Origin of the sequence: Bacteroides cellulosilyticus (genome assembly GCF_020091405.1) — a bacterium.
In the GTDB taxonomy this organism is placed as follows: domain Bacteria; phylum Bacteroidota; class Bacteroidia; order Bacteroidales; family Bacteroidaceae; genus Bacteroides.
This window is the reverse complement of sequence record NZ_CP081903.1, coordinates 3,851,776-3,869,715: the sequence shown is the minus strand read 5'-3', so window position 1 is coordinate 3,869,715 and position 17,940 is coordinate 3,851,776. Positions and strand designations below refer to the sequence as shown.

Annotated in this window: 15 protein-coding genes and 1 pseudogene; 3 read left to right on the top strand and 13 right to left on the bottom strand. The window is 42.8% G+C overall.

Features of this window, described 5'->3' with window-relative positions; genetic code table 11:
* Positions 1–474: 474 nt before the first annotated feature.
* The 6 genes and pseudogenes from K6V21_RS14180 to K6V21_RS14155 all read right to left on the bottom strand — a co-directional run bounded on the left by K6V21_RS14180 (position 475) and on the right by K6V21_RS14155 (position 6,512).
* Positions 475–750: a hypothetical protein gene (locus tag K6V21_RS14180; RefSeq protein WP_224319013.1), complete on the bottom strand. Its 276-nt coding sequence runs from the start codon at positions 748–750 to the stop codon at positions 475–477.
* A 249-nt stretch (positions 751–999) separates the two neighbouring features.
* Positions 1,000–2,832 (bottom strand): DUF262 domain-containing protein, encoded by a 1,833-nt coding sequence (locus K6V21_RS14175; protein WP_224319012.1) that lies wholly within the window; start codon positions 2,830–2,832, stop codon positions 1,000–1,002.
* 78 nt (positions 2,833–2,910) lie between these two features.
* Positions 2,911–3,525: a hypothetical protein gene (locus K6V21_RS14170; RefSeq protein ID WP_224319011.1), complete on the bottom strand. Its 615-nt coding sequence runs from the start codon at positions 3,523–3,525 to the stop codon at positions 2,911–2,913.
* A gap of 11 nt (positions 3,526–3,536) precedes the next feature.
* Positions 3,537–4,931: an ATP-binding protein gene (locus tag K6V21_RS14165; protein ID WP_224319010.1), complete on the bottom strand. Its 1,395-nt coding sequence runs from the start codon at positions 4,929–4,931 to the stop codon at positions 3,537–3,539.
* A gap of 277 nt (positions 4,932–5,208) precedes the next feature.
* Positions 5,209–6,192 (bottom strand): annotated as a pseudogene (locus tag K6V21_RS14160) (IS3 family transposase); the annotation flags it as partial.
* Positions 6,165–6,512 carry a hypothetical protein gene (locus K6V21_RS14155; protein ID WP_224319009.1) on the bottom strand — a complete coding sequence of 116 codons (348 nt, stop codon included), beginning with the start codon at positions 6,510–6,512 and terminating at the stop codon, positions 6,165–6,167. The pseudogene K6V21_RS14160 and the gene K6V21_RS14155, both read right to left, overlap by 28 nt.
* Positions 6,513–7,075: 563 nt before the next feature.
* Between K6V21_RS14155 and K6V21_RS14150 the strand changes: the two genes are divergently transcribed.
* Both K6V21_RS14150 and K6V21_RS14145 read left to right on the top strand, forming a co-directional pair.
* Complete coding sequence (locus K6V21_RS14150; RefSeq protein WP_224319008.1) at positions 7,076–7,279, top strand: hypothetical protein; 204 nt, start codon at positions 7,076–7,078, stop codon at positions 7,277–7,279.
* 338 nt (positions 7,280–7,617) lie between these two features.
* Positions 7,618–8,427, top strand: a complete 810-nt coding sequence (locus tag K6V21_RS14145; RefSeq protein ID WP_224319007.1) for a hypothetical protein — start codon at positions 7,618–7,620, stop codon at positions 8,425–8,427.
* Positions 8,428–8,705: 278 nt separating this feature from the next.
* On the opposite strand, the gene K6V21_RS14140 is transcribed toward K6V21_RS14145, so the two are convergent.
* The 6 genes from K6V21_RS14140 to K6V21_RS14115 all read right to left on the bottom strand — a co-directional run bounded on the left by K6V21_RS14140 (position 8,706) and on the right by K6V21_RS14115 (position 14,781).
* On the bottom strand, positions 8,706–9,509 hold the full coding sequence (locus tag K6V21_RS14140) for a TrmH family RNA methyltransferase (protein ID WP_224319006.1): 804 nt from the start codon (positions 9,507–9,509) through the stop codon (positions 8,706–8,708).
* A gap of 146 nt (positions 9,510–9,655) precedes the next feature.
* Positions 9,656–10,699, bottom strand: a complete 1,044-nt coding sequence (locus K6V21_RS14135) for an alcohol dehydrogenase (protein ID WP_224319005.1) — start codon at positions 10,697–10,699, stop codon at positions 9,656–9,658.
* Positions 10,700–10,713: 14 nt separating this feature from the next.
* Positions 10,714–12,765, bottom strand: a complete 2,052-nt coding sequence (locus K6V21_RS14130) for a toxin-antitoxin system YwqK family antitoxin (RefSeq protein ID WP_224319004.1) — start codon at positions 12,763–12,765, stop codon at positions 10,714–10,716.
* Complete coding sequence (locus K6V21_RS14125) at positions 12,762–13,994, bottom strand: Cof-type HAD-IIB family hydrolase (RefSeq protein ID WP_217713908.1); 1,233 nt, start codon at positions 13,992–13,994, stop codon at positions 12,762–12,764. The genes K6V21_RS14130 and K6V21_RS14125 overlap by 4 nt, the downstream gene beginning before the upstream one ends.
* A 206-nt stretch (positions 13,995–14,200) precedes the next feature.
* Positions 14,201–14,293 carry a smalltalk protein gene (locus K6V21_RS14120; RefSeq protein WP_217713909.1) on the bottom strand — a complete coding sequence of 31 codons (93 nt, stop codon included), beginning with the start codon at positions 14,291–14,293 and terminating at the stop codon, positions 14,201–14,203.
* 56 nt (positions 14,294–14,349) lie between these two features.
* Entirely contained in the window at positions 14,350–14,781 is a 432-nt protein-coding gene (locus tag K6V21_RS14115) for an HU family DNA-binding protein (RefSeq protein WP_224319003.1), read from the bottom strand.
* A 399-nt stretch (positions 14,782–15,180) separates the two neighbouring features.
* Here K6V21_RS14115 and K6V21_RS14110 point away from each other — a divergent pair, with 399 nt between their 5' ends.
* Positions 15,181–15,921 carry a HipA domain-containing protein gene (locus K6V21_RS14110; RefSeq protein WP_224322045.1) on the top strand — a complete coding sequence of 247 codons (741 nt, stop codon included), beginning with the start codon at positions 15,181–15,183 and terminating at the stop codon, positions 15,919–15,921.
* A 241-nt stretch (positions 15,922–16,162) separates the two neighbouring features.
* On the opposite strand, the gene K6V21_RS14105 is transcribed toward K6V21_RS14110, so the two are convergent.
* Positions 16,163–17,917: an SWIM zinc finger domain-containing protein gene (locus K6V21_RS14105; RefSeq protein ID WP_224319002.1), complete on the bottom strand. Its 1,755-nt coding sequence runs from the start codon at positions 17,915–17,917 to the stop codon at positions 16,163–16,165.
* Positions 17,918–17,940 lie beyond the last annotated feature (23 nt).

Below are 17,940 nucleotides of genomic sequence, written 5' to 3'. Positions count from 1 at the left end.
TTTATGTGCATCACTGCACGTTAATAATCGTTTGCCAATCACCCATCAGACGGAAATGACAGAAAAGCATCGTTAGGTAACTGTCACAAATGGGTATAAAACAAAATAGTTGGAAAGTTTGGTAAAGACTCTCCAACTATTCAGTTTATATTTTCAATCAGAGTAGAATAAACTACACCATGCTATGTTCTTCGTTGGAAAGTATTTACAACACAAGGTTCAATGCCAAAGACATGAACACTCAACACAGATTCAGGACGTTTATTACCCAAAATTGTGACCTTCGATAATATGTTCATTCTATTTCTCTGCATTGTTAGTTTTTATATCGTTTCAAAATCGGCGCAAAATTAGCAAATAAATTCCATATCCTACATCACTTTCCGAGAAAATCCATGTAGCCGCCTATATGCCCCACATAATAAAAACTGAATCTATGCAATAAAACACAGATTCAGCTTCTGATCATTTAGCCTACTCCATTGATTCCCGAATAATCCGCCGAGTCTCTTTTTTATACTCCTTGCGGTCATATTCAAATCCTCTGCACATCCAACAGCCACACGGAGTACCTGTAGTTTTGTAAACTTGTGCCCATTTGTCTTTTGCCAATTCAAACCAATGAGGATGTTCATAATAGCTTCCATCCTCACGAATAATGCAATGACCATAAGCGGCATAAAGAATCATGCGAGCCTTAAACACACGAGCCATTTGTTGGCGTCTCCAAAATTTGTTTCTTTTGTCCATCGTCTCTTTCTATTAAAGTTAGTATGAACAATGATGTTACTTTGGTAAGACTTAATATATCCATAGAATTTTATACTTTTAAATGTTATTCAGTTTGATGACGTAGAATCTCTTTGTACCTTTTCGGGTACAAAGTTGGTACAAATATTTGATATTATATCAGTATGGGTGTAAATACTAATCGAAAACTGCGCCAAGCTTTATTTTACACTACCGTACATTTTATGATATTTTACAACTATGAGTCGTCTATTTCCCTGGAAATTCATAGATTTCTATCAACTTATTTACCAAGTCAGTGGTACGAGCCTTAATATCCTCAATCGTCCATATATTTTTAGTAGCTATCTCACGATTTATTTCAAGCCCGTTCTTATAACCTATAAAGCGTTTTCCGTCCTTATTCTTTCGGTCGCGTTTTTCTTCAAATGACTTATTGCCAAGTGTACTATTATAGCCCGTAATGGTAAGGTTTCCAATTTTGTGGGTGTATTCCTCCAGATACTTTTGGGCCAAATTCTTATCGCCATTAGCAATCATATCCACCCAACATTGTGGAATATTTTCCCCTTCGGGGAATATGTGTTCGATAGTCCATACGAACACCTTTTTATCAGTGCGCCTCCATAAATCAGTCCATGTCTCCTGTGTCATGGCAGACTCTGCGAGTTTACAAAGTATGTAGCGCGTTGCACCTACATTATCTTTATATACATCGCCCTCCAAACTGCGGCGAAATTGTTCATCTGAAGCACAATTGGCAGGTGTACTCAGCATATCTACAATCAGTGTCATTACATCGTTTCCAACAGAGTTCGACTCCTCTATTTTACTGATAATATCCATAAAAATCCGCGTCAAATCACGTGTATTCGGATAGTCCGTAATATTTCTGCGAACAAAATACTTGGAAAGTAATCTGGTGAACAGATTGATTTGATTCTCCGTAATAGCAAGTTCTTTCTTATTCCTCATCAAGTACATGAGAAGAAGATAAGAAGGTGCACCTTGGATATGGTCGAGGTCTTCCAGAGCTTTACGATAGGTCGTTTCTGCAGAATCTTGTAGAATGAGCCAAGAATAAATTTGTCCACAATGCAAAATATCATCAAGAAAAGATAGTAAATCTTTATTAATAAGGTTCTCGAATATATTTAGCAAATTAGAGCGAGTGGCCACGACACCCAATGGGTCTTTCTTGCGGTCGTTATTACTTTGGAAAGGCTCATTCAAACGATGTTTGAAGGCATTATAATAGTGACGAAAAAAACGTTCCTGTATCCCATAGTCATCGGATAGGTTGCTGAGCAACATCTGCCAACGGTTGAAGCAGTCATCAATAGTCAGATTGTTACTCTCCGCCCGTGCCATAATAAGATTCTTCATCAGATCGATCGCAGTCAATGGTGTTCCTCGGTTATTCAGTGATTCGAACAACACGTAAGCGTCAGAATGAGTAGAAACCTCTATCTTAACCAGCATAGCTTGCTTCACTTTATTATACTTGCCTAACAAGAAATAGACAGCATTATCACCATCCATACCCTCCATCTCTTTATCGAGACGCTTTAAGAAATAGGTGTAGCAGCGAGCAATTTTTCTCATGGGGTAATAAGCGTGCTTTGGTGCAGTAGCTTTTCGCAAACCCACCTCGTTCAATAGGTAATCATAGTCATCCTTATTGAAGTTCTGCACCTGTGGTACCAATTTCATTTCGTTCGGAGAATTTTTGCTTTTCAGCGACTTCCTTAATGACGGCAGCACGTCGCCGTCATCCTCGCTCAAATAGTCTACATGTTCCTTTAAGCGAGTGTAGATAGCAGTTAGGAATAGGCTTATGGTGGTCAGTCGCTGCTGACCATCTATCACCTCCAAAAAAGGATTGATGGCATCTCCCAAAGGAATGCATATGATAGACCCTATGAAATACTCATCGTTGTTTTCACTGATGTCATCGTAAAGAGCTTCCCATTCACGATAACTCCACGTGTATTCACGTTGATACTTTGGAATGGTATAGTAAAAATTACCATCCGATGAAAGAATCTCGTAGATATGATATTTATTAACGCTTTGTATCATGATGTTATACTTTACTTTATTTTACAAATAATCATACATATTGGGAATTTTCACCTATGTTTATTTCTGCCCAATTACTCATTCATCCTCTTCAAACCCTTCTGACGCATTAGCAATCAACGCTTTACCTATCTCCATCTGTAAGTATTTAGGAAGACGAAGCAAATTTGCCATCAGCTGGCTATAAGTGAACTCTACTTTGGTATCAAGTATGGGTTCTTCTTTAATGCTCGTATCAATTTTCTCAACGGTTTCAGAATCTTCTATAAAATCGGAAAAGTCCGGCTTCTCGATCCAATTTTCTATCATACCGTCATGCTTGATTCTTAGACGGATATAATCCCCACAATCAGCCGCCTCCGGAATTAAACCATTGGGTACATAATCTGCAATTTTACATATCACCTTTTTGTCTTTGTCAAGCAAGATATAGGTTCCGCTATCACATACCTTGGCTTGAAAATATAAATCTCCATATTCCGGCTTCCAATCAAGAAGTTTATGAGTTTTCAAATCAATTATGCCTGACCACATCCCTTTAGAAACCAAAGGATATTTGTTTTCATATAGTTCACCAAGCCAATCATTGGCATAGCTACACATCTCCTCATTGTATGGGAAGTATATCATAAGGTAGTGAGCCACCTCATTCAAACTCTGTTTTTTGATTCCAACTAATATCTGTTTTGCCATAATCTATAAAATTAAATAGTAGTCAATAGACTCACATCAACATCAGGAATGATAACGTCCGCAAGTTTGTCTTCAACAAGGAATCCCATGTACAACGGAATGGTCAATATATCCTCCTCACGTCCTACATTGTATTGGCCGAGCTTGATTGCGTTGTTGACATGATATACATCCTTGTTCTTAAGAACCGTAGTCATGCTTTTTGCCTTACCGGTCTTTGCCTTTACTTCAAGTATAACGCATTCACTCTTGAATCTTACCAAGAAGTCCAACTCAAGGCCGCTATCCTTATGAAAATAATATAACTTTTGCCCGGACTTACATAAAAAATCAGCCATGAGATTCTCGAAGATTGCTCCCTTGTATCCCAAAAGATTACCCTTTAAAATATCTGCCTGAGTACCATAATCCAACATTGCCACAAGGATACCTATATCTGTGGTGTACACCTTGAAACTGTCTTTGATGGAATTACCCTCTAACGGCAGTTCCGTAATCTGCGTGTTATAGCATCTACGCACTATTCCTGCATCCTCCAACCATTGAATGCTACCTCTATATTGTGAGGCCCGTCCACCTTTCTTGACTACAGAATACTGGAATTTCTTGTTCTCTTTAGCTAATTGTTTTGGGATAGACTCAAAACATTCGCGGATACGAGGTTTGTTTGGATCATCCGCATATTTAACCATATCCTCTTCGTATTCAGCTATAAGGTTGCGCTGCACCTTATATATAAGCTCAATATTCTTAGTTTCAAGGAAACAGTTCACTACTTCCGGGAGACCGCCGACAATGACATATCTGTACAACAGTTCCATCATTGCCTTATGAATCCCATCAGGAACAGTACTTTCGTTCTCAAAACAGGATTTGACGGAATCAATAACCATATCGCTAATTCCGTTTGCCCATAAAAATTCCTCAAAGTCCAATGGATACATATCAATCACGGTCTCATATCCTACGGGAACAGAATCTTGCCCTTCCTCCTCTTCCTTTTTCTTCTTACTCTTACCGTATCCTTTCACGCCTAAAAGAGAGCCTGTGGCAATGACATCAAAGCGACCGTCTATATGAAATGACTTCAAGGCTGTCCTTGCCTCCTTACATTCCTGAATCTCATCAAGGATAATGCACGTTTTCCCATTGATGAAACGACTGCCTTGAATCAAAGCAGAGAGGTTGAGAATGATAGTATCAACATCTATATTGCCAGTAAAAGCAGACTTCTTGTCGGGTTCGAGAATGAAGTTCATATAAACCACACTCTCGTAGTTCTCCTTTGCGAATTTTTGGACAATATATGTCTTCCCACATTGGCGGATGCCTTTTATCACAAGTGGCTTTCTGTCTTCAGACTTCTTCCACTTGACTAAAAATGTTTCTATTTTTCTCTTAAGCATAATTAAATCTTATTCTTTCGGTTGTAAAGTTACATTTTTTTCAGCGAATATGCCATAGAACACACATTTTTTCTAGCGAATACCACCTTTAATAGCACACTTTTTCCAACGAATCATATCTTTTCTGTACCAGCTCAATAAAGTAGACACTAAAAATAATCTTTAGTTAATACTATTTTTAAAAGTAGTCAATACTACACTTTTTCTTAATTTCTCTTTTGCGAAAGTAGACATTCTCATCTATTTTCACAAGTTTTTCTTTTTAAAAGTAGACATCTTATTCAACCTTTTGATTATCAGCATGATTTTTCCTCTTCTGTACAAATTTCGGTAATTCGGATAGTTCCCTCTTAGAAAAAGTGTCTTTTCTGTCTAATTCACCTTTGTAATATCTCTTCCGATAGCCTACGGGAGTATCATACCCAATAGCAAAACAGGGGCGCTGCTTATTGTAGTATTCCATGTAGTTCTCTAAAACAGTTCTTACCTGATCGCGCGAACGACAATTGTCAATTCGGTAGTCTATCATCAGTTCCTCTTTTATCCATCCATTAAGAGCCTCATTTACGGGATTGTCTGTGGGTTTCCCGGCACGTGACATAGACCTTACTATCACAGTATCTTTTATAAGGTCATTATAAGCCATTGATGAATAAACACTGCCTTGATCCGTATGAAGTACAACAGACTCGGAAGAGCCCTTCAACAGGGTCACTACCTCTTTCAATCCATCCACATATTGTTCACGGGCGCCCCTACGCTCGGCCAACTTCCAGGACAATATCTCTTTAGTGAATACGTCAAAGTAGAAAGTCAGCTCAAAATAGAATATCCAGAACTTAAGTACAGTCATGTCAGATACTATCACCTGGCGGGGACGGTCGACCGTATCCCATGTGGAAAATATCAGATTAGGATATCGATCACGTACCTTGCGAGGCTTATAATGCACCTTGTGGCAGGTTTCAGACTGTATTCCAAGATATCGGAAGCACTTATAGACGAAGTTGTCACTGAGAATGAGGTTGAGATTATGACGTATATAAGCAGCCGTCCAACGGTATCCATGTGACGGATGCTCCGTATGGATCTGTTCGACGATTTCGACCATCGCTTCCCTAGTGATGTCACGCATAGAAGGTTCACGCCTCTTCCATTTATAATAGCCGGCACGGCTCACACCCATCATGGGGCAGATATCCGCTATCGCAAAGTCTCTTGACAACATATCGACTATTTTAAATTCTTCGGCTTTAAACGAACATACTCCGTTTGCCCATCCTCGGTCTGACGTACCACATAATTTTTTTTTAAACGCTCGTTCTCTATGCGGAGTCGCAGAATCTCCCGCTTATAGGCTTCTTCCGTAGGGTTGAGACCCTCAGGAAGAACACCCTTTAGCTCTGCGTCAGCACGCGCAAGACCTTCTAAGCCACCTTCATCATACTGCCTTATCCATTTTTTGAAGGCTGTGTCAGAGATGTTGTTGACTGTACAGAAGTCACTTAACTTAATCAAGGAATTGCTCTTGAACTTACGTATCAAGAACTCTTTTTCCAATGGATTCAAATGTTTTGCCATAAAAGTTTCTCCTTTCCGGTAGATGACAGGGGTAATCAAAACGGGCTAAGGAAGCGCCCTTTCGTTCGGGCTACCCCCTCTCTACAGGGCGCTTCCTTTATCCACTTACGAAGATAACCAATCTCTATCTTTTTTCTACCTTCCAGTGTCTACTTTTTGAGGTGCAACATTCACACAAAAAACATAATGATACCAAAGAAATTCCAAGAAAGCCACAATCTTTGGATTCAACAAAGATTCTGTAACATCTATGCGAAAACTCCCTATCACTCAGTGCGTTGTATCGGATAGCAGATATTTTGCAAAAGGCTGAAAAGATGCAGTACAACACGTATATGCAAAACAATGAGATACAACAACTTGCATTTATCCCTACATTCGGTGTACTTGCAAAAACAGAGGTTGTACATAAGCATCTACGCAATTCTATATTACCAGCTGTTTTATTTGCATATCAGAAGGTGAAGATTTGGTTGTGAACTCAAAGGCTATGACCTTGCAGACAAGAGAGACATGACAAGCACCTTTGCCACACAATTCACATCAGGTAGCCCGAAGGGGATATGCGGAATAATGGAGAAAGTAAGAAAAAGGCTAAAACAGGGAAAGGTAAAACAAAGGATATACCGCCAAAGCACATAGCCCAAACAACGACTGGTGAAAAAGAGATAGAGTTGGAAGGACAAAGTGATGTCCCTTTAACAATTTTGCTGGCCAAAAGAAAAATAGGTATGGCTTTGGGAGCTTATAAAAGCCGTTTAGTTTAGAACTTGAAGAGATATACAAAAAACAGACTAAACTTTATTATATTTGCAGTGTGCTTCGAATATCATCGTATGATGAGAACAGGATTGTTTTTCTTTCCGAAGGACAAAAAAATTGGCCTAAAAAACATCAAGGGATAGACCTTATATTTGCTCTTTTTATCTTTTGGATAGCAAATTTTTGTCCCCAGTTTGTCCCCCGAAGCATTTCATAAAAACATAATATATTAAATATCAATTTATTACAAGTCAAAAATGATACAAAACATTTTCTGCATCGGCAAATAGACATGCTAGCTAATCACCAACAATTTACAAATTAAAACACTAAAATATATTATATGAGCAAGATTAATATTCCAAAAGAAAATGAAGGCTTTATCTATACCATCCTCTCATTCGAGAGAAACGTCGAGATAAAATGTAACAAGAACTGTCGTTATATTAAAGAAAAAAAATACTATCAAGATTGTCCAGCCCAGTTAACGATGGGAAATAGCAAAACTAAATCCAAATTTACTGCTGATAAATTGGTCCTAAACATAAAAAACATCGGAGGACATGAGAATTGGACATTCGCCTCTAATGAAGTTTTATTGGTGGATGGAGAGGGGTTTATCCATGAGGGCGAGTTTATGTGCTACGAAAATATACCCGTAAACTACGCAGGTGAGGGACAGCAACTTTTACCTCAAACGCAGATGAATTTCATATTATTATTCTATCCTTTGCCCGAGAATGTCAACGTTTCGCGCTTCAAAATTAATATATATAATAAATGGATAGATTTTATCCTTCAGGATTTTGATGAGTCCGTTTCATCCCTTTTCAATGCGGTGAAGAAAAAAGAGAAAGTAATTGAGTATAATGAAGAAGGTGAAAAGAAACATATTTCCAATACCTATCTTGATTACAACCTGAAATATGACCTTGAACGGTTCGAAAAAAGACTATTGGATCTGAAAGTGAAATTATTTTCCCGATTCAACAATATATTGACCCAAGCTGAAAAAACAAAATTAGACAATAAAATAACGAGCGAAATATATGCATTAGATCTTGAATTGGAAGAGAAGCAAGAAGCCGAATACAATCAGGTAAAAGAAAATTTCACCGCCATCAAGAATGAATATATACGAAGAGTTAAATAAAGACGAAAAGAAAAAATATTAATTGTAATGTAGCAACCCATCATATAATATGCAAAAGAATATATTTTTGTTTATTATATAATGGGTTGAAAAAAGTTTTATCACTTTATCACCTCACACTCATTCCTTTCTCACACTTCCGTGACAGACTACCCGCTCTTTGAGCCACTCTCAAGCTACCGAAAATAGCAAAAAAGAAAGTGTCATACGAAAAATCTTCAGATTGCTAATTATTAGCTACCTATATGATACTCATCGAAATTAAAACAATAGTAGTTTTAATCCGCAATACGAAGTTGCCAGAATGCCACGGCCGCCGCTGCCGCCACATTGAGCGAATCAACCCCATGCGCCATCGGGATACGGACTACATAGTCCGCCGCCGCAATCGTATCGGATGGAAGCCCCTCTCCCTCCGTCCCCATCACGATGGCCAGCCGGGGTTCGGACGTCAAGACAGGATCGACAATGGAGATAGAATCGTCCGTAAGTGCCATGGCGGCGGTGCGGAAGCCGTGGCGGGCCAGATCACTGAGAGTGCCGTCCAGCCACGTCCAGGGGATCAAAAAGACCGAACCCATGGACACCCTGACCGCACGGCGGTTCAACGGATCGCAAGAGTTACGCGTCAGCAACACGGCATCCATTCCGAGGGCGGCCGCCGAACGAAAAATGGCACCAATGTTCGTAGTGTCCACCACACCATCGATGACGACGATGCGCCGGGCATCCCGACACGTGTCTTCCACCGTGCGGAGCACGGGGCGACGCATGGCACACAACACTCCGCGCGTCAGAACATAGCCCGTCAGCGTGGCGAGCAACTCCCGCCCGCCCGTATAGACGGGCACGTCGCCGCAACGACTGATGATGTCAGCGGCATCACCGGTGATGTGTTTTTGCTCGCACAAGAGGGCCAGAGGTTCATATCCAGCATCCAATGCTACACGGATCACCTTCGGGCTTTCGGCTATGAACAGGCCTTTATCGGGCTCGATGCGGTTGCGCAACTGGGCCTCGGTGAGGGTGGAGAATACCTCGATTCCGGGGTACGACAAGGAGGATACTTCAATAATGGGCATAAGGCTGTATTCTTTTTAATATGGTTATGAATCAGTTACGAGCTACAGGCTACAAGCTACAAGTAGCTGCGCTATGTTCCGAAAGGCACTTGTAGCTTGTAGCCTGTAGCTCGTAACTTCATTCCTTTCTTTTCCGTTCCAAATTCTTACTCTTCTCTTTCAGACACCGCAACTTTCATCACCCCGTCCAGTTTGTTTTCAAAAATCCGGTAAGCCTCCTCAATCTCATACAACGGGAAGCGATGTGTGATAAGCGGCGTGGTGTCTATCTTACCTTCTTCGATCAGGCGAAGTATCTCGGCGCAATCGCACCCGTCCACGCCACCGGTCTTGAAGGTCAGATTTTTTCCGTACATATCGGGCAAGGGAAGCACCTGGGGGCAGTCGTAGAGGGCCACCACGGTGACAATAGCATTGGGACGTGCACACTCCCACGCCAAACGGAAGGTTTCGTCGGTTCCTGCCACTTCGAGCACGACGTCGGCTCCGCCATGATCGCTATTCCGCAACACAATCTCCCGGCAATCCTCTGGCTTCACCACCAGTACGTCCGGATAATGCTCCTGCATAAAACGGATTCTCTCGGGCGCCGTCTCGCAAACAATGATGCGACGAGGGCGCTTGAGCATCACGCAAAGCAGGGTGCAGATTCCGGTAGGGCCGGCGCCGATGATGAGCACCGTGTCTTCTTCGGTAATCTCCGATATGCGAGCCGCCCAAAAACCCGTGGCAAGCACGTCGCCCACAAAGAGCGCTTGTTCGTCACTCACCGCATCCGGAATGCGGTTCAGTCCCTGGTCGGCATAAGGCACGCGGACGTACTCGGCCTGACCTCCGTCGATGCGGCAGCCCAGTGCCCAACCGCCATTGGCATCGGAGCAATTGTTCACATATCCGTGTCGGCAAAAGAAGCATTCGCCACAAAAGGTTTCTACGTTCACCGTAACCCTGTCGCCGGGCCTGACGGAAGTAACGTCTGCATCCACTTGCTCCACGATGCCTACCATTTCGTGCCCCACCGTAGTTCCAGGCAAGGCACGCGGCACGCTACCGTGCTTGATGTGCAGATCGCTGGTGCAGATGCTACCGAGCGTCACGCGGACAATGGCGTCGCAGGGATCTTTCAACCCGGGTTTCGGTTTTTCTATAAGTTCAAATTTTCCATGTTCAATATAGGTATATGCAAGCATTGTTTTTCTCTTTTTTAAAACTTCTCTTTCCGTTCAAACTCTCCCTCCTCTGTATAGTACTTCCATGTGCCCTTGGGTATATTATTTCCGTATTTTCCGCGGAGTTTCAATTTGCCGTTCTCATAATATTCGCGATAGCGTCCGTGACGTTTTCCTTCTTTCACTTCCGCTTCACTCTTCAACGCTCCTTCGGGATAAAACTCCCGCAAGACGTTGCCCTCAAATTTCTCAACATAGAAGCATTGCAACTCACTCATTTGCTCCTTCTCCGTTTCGGCATCTTCGTTCATTACTTCGTCGGCTTCGTCGTCGACTACCACCGCTACGGCCGTTTCTTCTGGTTGATAAGGTTTATAGTCCATCACGCATTGCAACGAGGCGGACTGGCCGTCTCCCGTAATCTGCATGGTCCAATAGGGAAATGAGTAGACAATGTCCTTGTCCGATTGTATCTCTCCCCACGTAACGGCATTCATCATAGGCTTCAACTGGTAATAAAACTTATGTACATCCGTATATAAGAAAACGGTAGAGCTCGAATTCAGGTACGAGAAGGCATTTTTAAAGCCCGGATTATCCTTCAACAGGTTCTTCTGATCGTAATCTTCTACAAATGAGAGCAGAGACGAGGCTTTGTTGCTAAACACCACATAATCGTCCACGTACGTGTAATAGGGTTTTTCGAACTTGTCAAACAGCCCTCCGAAGAACAAACGGAAGAAGCCTTTCATTTCCACATAGTTGATTTCAAATCCCTTATAATCAACCGTCTTTATCCGGAGCGGGGTGCGCCGCCTAATCTTCTTTTCTATAAACTCCATATTCTTACGGGCATCCTTAATGCTTTTGGTGCCGATGGCCAGAATCAATTCCGGATCGTGCCCCAACAGCCCCGGCTCGGATTGGGTGATGGCAAATTCTCCTGACATCCAGCTCAGGAAGTTTTCTTCCAGAGAGATGTCGAACAGGCTTTCAATCTTCTTCCGGGAACTCCTATAAGATTCGCACCATTGCGGGTCGTGGATCGCAAGTGCATTCTCCAGTTCTTTTACAAATGTCACCGGATTGCTGAAACCGATGTTGGTATAGAGTGCCGTCCTGCCGGACAAGATTTCGTGGGCTTTCATCCGGTGCTTACCCGAGTTCAGCAAGGCCATGATGTACGGATCGGCGGTGTCTTTCCGCAAGGTATACCCTTTCACCTCCATCCGTTTGTGGTCGGTATTGAAATAGAGTCCGGCAAAATCCATGGAATTGCTGAACATATTGATGTACTCGTTTCCGGTTCCCAGATAAATATTCAGGAATTGGGGCAGGCGTGCATAATTGATAAAAACGCGGACAAGTCCTTTGCCGGACACCAGTTTTTCGGCTTCGATAAAAGAATGATCAAGACCGATTTTGGGCTTGTTGCGTGAGTCGATGGCCGACTCTACAAGTTTGGAGGTATAGGAACCTACAAAATGGTTGTCCACGAAGGCGCAATAAAAAATATCGCGCGTATCCGGATCGCGCATTTCGAGGATGTTAATCCCGTTGTGCATCCGGTTGGTTACGGAACTGCCCGCCATGGTGAGCACCATTTCAAGCTGATCCTTCAACAAGTCCATCTTGGAGGCTTTTTGCATGTCCAGCACAATCAGAAAATCCCAATCGCGGGCACGGACTTTATGGATCGAGATGAGCATATCCCGTTTGCCCACAAGCGATAACAACATTTTATTGCTTCGGACCACGGTGTCGAGCGTTTCCACATTCCGGGTGACGTCCTCGAAGGCTTTCGCCCGCTTCAGGCATTGCCACGTGGCGCTCATGCTGAACTTTCCCCAATCGTCAACCGGGGCCGACGACTGGATGATGAAGACGGCATCTTCTGGCACCAAATAGATTTGCTGGATATTGCGGTCGGGCGAAACGAACAGATGAACCATGGAGTATAGGAAATATGCCGCCAATGCCAGTCCGGCAATAGTGAAAGTTCTTTTTACTATTTTCCGGGTATTGTTTTTCTTCACGGGTTCAACGGGTTGTTCTTGCGGCCCGTTGTCCAATTCATGTTCAATCATCCCTTTTTCAATATGCTATTCACCACGCGCACCGAAGACACCAGTTTAGCCGTCGAGGTGAACACATCTACATTCCAGACGTGTGAGGAACGGCCTTTATGCACAATAGTCGCCACCGCTCTTACCGTGTCTCCTTCGTGAGCCGAAGAAATATGGTTTCCGCTGACTTGCATGCCGACTACTATTTCGTCCGGCTTGCAAAGTATCATCGAACCCAGTCCGGCAACCGTCTCCGCCAGTGCCAGGCTAGCACCTCCGTGCAGAATGCCGAAAGGTTGGCGGGTGCGTTCGTCCACGGGCATGGTGGCCTCTACCCTATCTTCGGAAGCATAAGTGTATTGTATGCCCAGATTTCCCATCAGAGCATGGCGTGCACGCTGGTTGAGTTGTTCCAAGGGTACGTCGGCGGGGCGGATTTCGGCAAGGATGGCCTTCTCTACCGCCTCAGCCACTCCGTCTTCGTCATTGGATGCGGTAATCCGGTCGGCACAAACCTTTACAGAGTCTTGCGCGTTTCCCATGGCAATGCCCAACCCGGCGGATTGTATCATGGAGACATCGCAAACTCCGTCGCCAATGGCGATGACTTCTTCCGAACTAACACCCAGTTTCTCAAGCAAAGCGCCCAGCGTATTGGATTTATCAATGGAACAAGGCACCACTTCGAGGAAATAGGGTTCCGAACGAAATACGTCCAGCGCTCCGTTCAATCTCCGGCGCCAGTGATTTTCCAAGCCCACCAGCGCTTCTTCGTCATCGCTGACCAGCATGCACTTGCATGGGGCAAAGTCCACCGCTATCGAGAACTCCGTTTCCGTCACAATCTTCAGTCCATTCAGTTCTGCTTCCTGACGTATGTGCTCATTTTCAGGTGTATCGGTGATAAGGGTATCTTCGTGATAAGTAAAGATGGCAAATCCGTTTTTGCGGGATTTCTTTTCAAGATAAGGCAACATTTCGGGGTTTATCCGGCGCTCAAACAGGAGTTCGCCATTTTGGGCATTGATAATCTGCCCACCATTATAGGAGAGGATGAAGCCTCCGTAATTGCCCAATTCCAAAGTTTTGGCAATAGGCATAAGGCCATACGTCGGTCTGCCGGAAGCCAGCACGATACGCACGCCCATCTGTTGCACCTTCAACAAGGCGGCCAGCGTGCGCTTACTGATTTTCTTTTCACTATCGAGCAGAGTTCCGTCTACATCAAGAACTAATAATTTGTATTTCATGACTTACCGGTTTTGAGTTAATGAAACAAAGGTAAAGTTATTCGAGAGAAAACACAATAAGTGACGGGGTTTTTCTCGTACATTTTTATTCATCATTTACACAGGGGGACTTCAGTTCACGGCAAAAGCCGTAAAAGTAAAGGGAAGTGCCTGAATTCCGACACTTCCCTTTCTCTTAGTTTGACTCGGCCTTTACGTCCTCGTCATCATTTCATCGCGCCGCCTCCCAGTGCTCCCAGTGCGGCCGAAACAATAGCCATCACCACTCTCAGAATTTTCTTCCAAACAGACTTCTTCATAAATACAATTGTTTAATTCTTAATTCTTTAATTCTTAAAGCCCTTGGCTTTAGAACCTATCCAAGTGGATTTTCATCCAGTCCACCTTCACCTGACGACGAACCGCCACCGCTTTCTTCGGTCGGAAGTTCATCATTGATGCGATCCACATCTTTGAGGCTAAGTCCTTCGGAGCGGATGCTTCCGTTAGCCGTAATACGGATTTCCTTATTGGCACGAAAACAGACACGCAAACCGGTGATATCATTCGCCGTAAACACCTCTGCCGTCTCCGTCCCCTTGCTACGGGCAGCAAGATAAAAATATCCCAGTCCGTCAATGTTCACCGACCGTCCCCAAAGCAACTCTTCTTTCAACTCCGTGCGGAAATCTTTCAACACAGAATTCACCACACCTTCACTCACACCGGAAAGTCGGCTGATCCTTTTCGCAATCTGTTTCAGATCCATCGCTACACCATATTTATAGGTGATTACCGAAATGAACATTTACCGGGCGGTTATGAATCTGTTTCAACTTCTGATTCGCATGATTAGTTTGCGTACCTAAGCGTTACTAACTTCAAGCGATGCCTGAATTAATTCTCTTCGCTCCATCAATTAATTTTCTTTCATGCAAGAAATTAGTAAGATGTCTATAAGCATCCCATTGGTTGGTTATAGACATCCAATAGGTTTATTATAAACATCCCATTGGATGGACATAAGCAACCTACTAATTTCTTGCATGAAAGAAAATTAATTATTGCACTGTAGGAAGTTAATTGATGCACAGCTTGAAGTTAGTTATTCCTAATCAGAACAACCGCATCAAAAGTTTGATTCATTTCTTTTCGAAAAGGAAGAAAACACGGTAGTAAATCCGGAGAATTCAGAGTGTAGGATGACATTACTCGCCGTTTTGACATACATTCCAGCGGAAAGTATCAGCAGGAAGATTTTGCAGCGTTGCTGGGATATACCAAAGCACATGGTGGAAGCGATTATAAATATTGTAATGCCAGTTACGAAGACTGTGCCGAAATAATTCGCCGGTATGTCAAAGCGGCTCCCATTGATGTAGCCCGTTTCTTCCGTCTGGTAGTGTTTAACTTTATCACTCTCAATGACGATGCTCATCTAAAGAATTTTTCGCTGATTAATAAAGACGAGGAGTATCGTCTTTCTCCGGCTTACGATTTGATAAACACTTCCCTACATTTAGTAGAGCCCCGTATTTTCGCCCTTGACAAAGGTCTATTCCGCGAAGGTATGAAACTTTCGGATACACATCAAGTGAGTAGAACTGACTTTGAAGAATCTGGTCGTCGCATCGGGCTTCCGGAGCGGGTTGTAAAACGAGAATTAGATGCATTTGCAAAAGAAAATCAGATGGAAAAGGCATTGATTGAGCGTTCTTTTTTGTCGGATATATTAAAACGTCAATATTGGCTGTCCGTGGATTATAGACGGAAGATGTTGGTGTGGCGATTTCAAAAAACGGTATTTACTCATCAAGGCGTTTCTTTTACGCAACGCACCGGAAAAGCATGTCCTCTGCCAGCACCACTCGATAGACTTGCCCATTACCACCATATCGATAACCGACTGCCGGATAAAAAGCCTGTTCGCCTGATGTGGAAAAAATGAAAAATCGACGCCCATAAACCGTTGTCTTAAAAAAGCCTCCGCCTTCAACTGTCACATTTATCTTCTCTTCAGCTGGGGAATTATAATAAGCAGGGACTTTTGTATTATAATCCTGCACAGGGGAGGCGTAAAATAAACTGTGTCATGCTCTACTCTTCTTTCAAACTCATCGGTCGGGTCGACCAGCGCCAAGGGGGTGCACCAGCACCCCCGACAAACGTAAAATTACAACAACTTAAATCTAGAATTCCCCCAACTCCTGCATCATCGCCGGACGACGTTTATACAAAACCCTGAATTCTTCCACCAATTGCTTCACAGCCTTCTTCCCGCCATTCAATTTCCGCATACCCCGCAGCACCCGGGCTATATACTCATAATGACTTCTTCCCAGATTTTTCTCCGCATAAACGCGAAGATCATCCGTAAACAGAGAAAGTATTTCAGAGGAATGGGTGGCATTCAGATGGGAAGCATACTGCACAAGAGCGTCCAAACGCCTGTATTCCACAGTAGATAAAAAGCTGAATAATTTATCATACTCTTTTTCTTCTATATAAATCTCCGCTTTAGTATTTCCACTACCCCAGTAATCAAAGAAGGTGGTTTCCTGCAACAATGTGCTCAAATACTCCTTCCAATCCGTGGAAGATATCAACGATTTAAGCTTATGGTAATAATCCAGACTTCCATTCGTATGAATAAATAATAATCGACACATCTCAATAACCTTGGTGATATCATGCACTTCTTCATAAATGGAAAGCAATTGTTCCCGCCACTCTCTTAATATACCATACTCGCCTGCCTTTTCAGCTATCACTATCCCCTCATTCAGCATACTGATAGCCTTCTCATAACATTTCCCATCCAGTAATTTTTCAGCTTCCCGTCTTCTTATTTCAGGTAAATACAAGAATTCAGAAAGCGTAGCTTCAGCCTCAACCGTCTTACCCAGCTCTTCCAATATTTCTACCTTCCGAAGTACTAATTTATAAAGTTCCCGGTGTTCTTTCCTCTCCTCTATAAGATGGTTTATACTTAACAAAGCCTCTTCCTTGGATTGTACCGAAAGCATAATCTGCTGCACCAGTTCATCCATGTCATAAAGTTCATATTCACGATATGTCACCATTTTGGATATTTTGGTGGCTTCATTCAATATATTCTCCTTCAAGACCTGTGATGCACCCGAATGCTTAACTATTTCGAGCAATAAATCTCCGGCATCTTCACAACTGATTTCAAAATCAATGTCGTCATCATTATACAGAAAATCTTCTTCAATATAATTATTCCCTATAGAGCGAAGTATCTGGAGTGCAATTGTCGCCGCCTCTTCCAAATCCTGCCGTTGAAGCAACAGAGTTGCTTTAGCCAGATATCCATCTACTTTACCGGATACCTCATCCCAGTCAATCTCAGGCTCATAATACCTTCCTCGCTTGGGGCCATTTTTATATGCAGAGTTAAAACACTTTTCAATCTCCATTTGATAGTCCACTGAGAGTTTGGCTACCGGTTTCTTCGGCAAAAACGTTTCAAGCAGCGCTGATTTAAAATCAGAATGTGAAGAAGCATATTTCAGAACAAAATCGGATAACTTATCCGGCTCTGCAAATAAAAGAATCTGCTCCACTTCTTCATCCATCACCATTTTAGCCGCATTCTTTTCCGGTATGCTTACTTGAGAATCAGCTTCTTTAGCTGACAAGAAACGGGCTACTTTATTTCGACTGTCACGAATTGCCAGAAGCGTAGCCACCACATGTTTACAAATGTTTCCATCGTAAGGACAATCACACTCCCAAGCAATAATCTCATTCCCTTCCATCGATACAGTTACCTCATAATTCTCCGTACCGCAAACCGTTGCAATCCATTCTCCCGGAGATTCCTCTTCGATTTCCAATACAGCATCGGATTCATAATAGTCTTCACCACGCATCAAAATCTGAGGAAGAACATACTTTTCAAAATTAGATATTGTTATCACAAAATATTGATTCTAGTTATTGT

What these genes read in the sequence shown, in the direction of transcription:
- K6V21_RS14120 (WP_217713909.1), bottom strand. Translation starts at nt 14,293, where the DNA reads ATGAAGAAGTCTGTTTGGAAGAAAATTCTGAGAGTGGTGATGGCTATT.
- K6V21_RS14130 (WP_224319004.1), bottom strand. Translation starts at nt 12,765, where the DNA reads ATGATTGAACATGAATTGGACAACGGGCCGCAAGAACAACCCGTTGAA.
- K6V21_RS14155 (WP_224319009.1), bottom strand. Translation starts at nt 6,512, where the DNA reads ATGGCAAAACATTTGAATCCATTGGAAAAAGAGTTCTTGATACGTAAG.
- K6V21_RS14150 (WP_224319008.1), top strand. Translation starts at nt 7,076, where the DNA reads ATGCGGAATAATGGAGAAAGTAAGAAAAAGGCTAAAACAGGGAAAGGT.
- K6V21_RS14175 (WP_224319012.1), bottom strand. Translation starts at nt 2,832, where the DNA reads ATGATACAAAGCGTTAATAAATATCATATCTACGAGATTCTTTCATCG.
- K6V21_RS14180 (WP_224319013.1), bottom strand. Translation starts at nt 750, where the DNA reads ATGGACAAAAGAAACAAATTTTGGAGACGCCAACAAATGGCTCGTGTG.
- K6V21_RS14145 (WP_224319007.1), top strand. Translation starts at nt 7,618, where the DNA reads ATGAGCAAGATTAATATTCCAAAAGAAAATGAAGGCTTTATCTATACC.
- K6V21_RS14115 (WP_224319003.1), bottom strand. Translation starts at nt 14,781, where the DNA reads ATGTTCATTTCGGTAATCACCTATAAATATGGTGTAGCGATGGATCTG.
- K6V21_RS14170 (WP_224319011.1), bottom strand. Translation starts at nt 3,525, where the DNA reads ATGGCAAAACAGATATTAGTTGGAATCAAAAAACAGAGTTTGAATGAG.
- K6V21_RS14135 (WP_224319005.1), bottom strand. Translation starts at nt 10,699, where the DNA reads ATGCTTGCATATACCTATATTGAACATGGAAAATTTGAACTTATAGAA.
- K6V21_RS14125 (WP_217713908.1), bottom strand. Translation starts at nt 13,994, where the DNA reads ATGAAATACAAATTATTAGTTCTTGATGTAGACGGAACTCTGCTCGAT.
- K6V21_RS14140 (WP_224319006.1), bottom strand. Translation starts at nt 9,509, where the DNA reads ATGCCCATTATTGAAGTATCCTCCTTGTCGTACCCCGGAATCGAGGTA.
- K6V21_RS14165 (WP_224319010.1), bottom strand. Translation starts at nt 4,931, where the DNA reads ATGCTTAAGAGAAAAATAGAAACATTTTTAGTCAAGTGGAAGAAGTCT.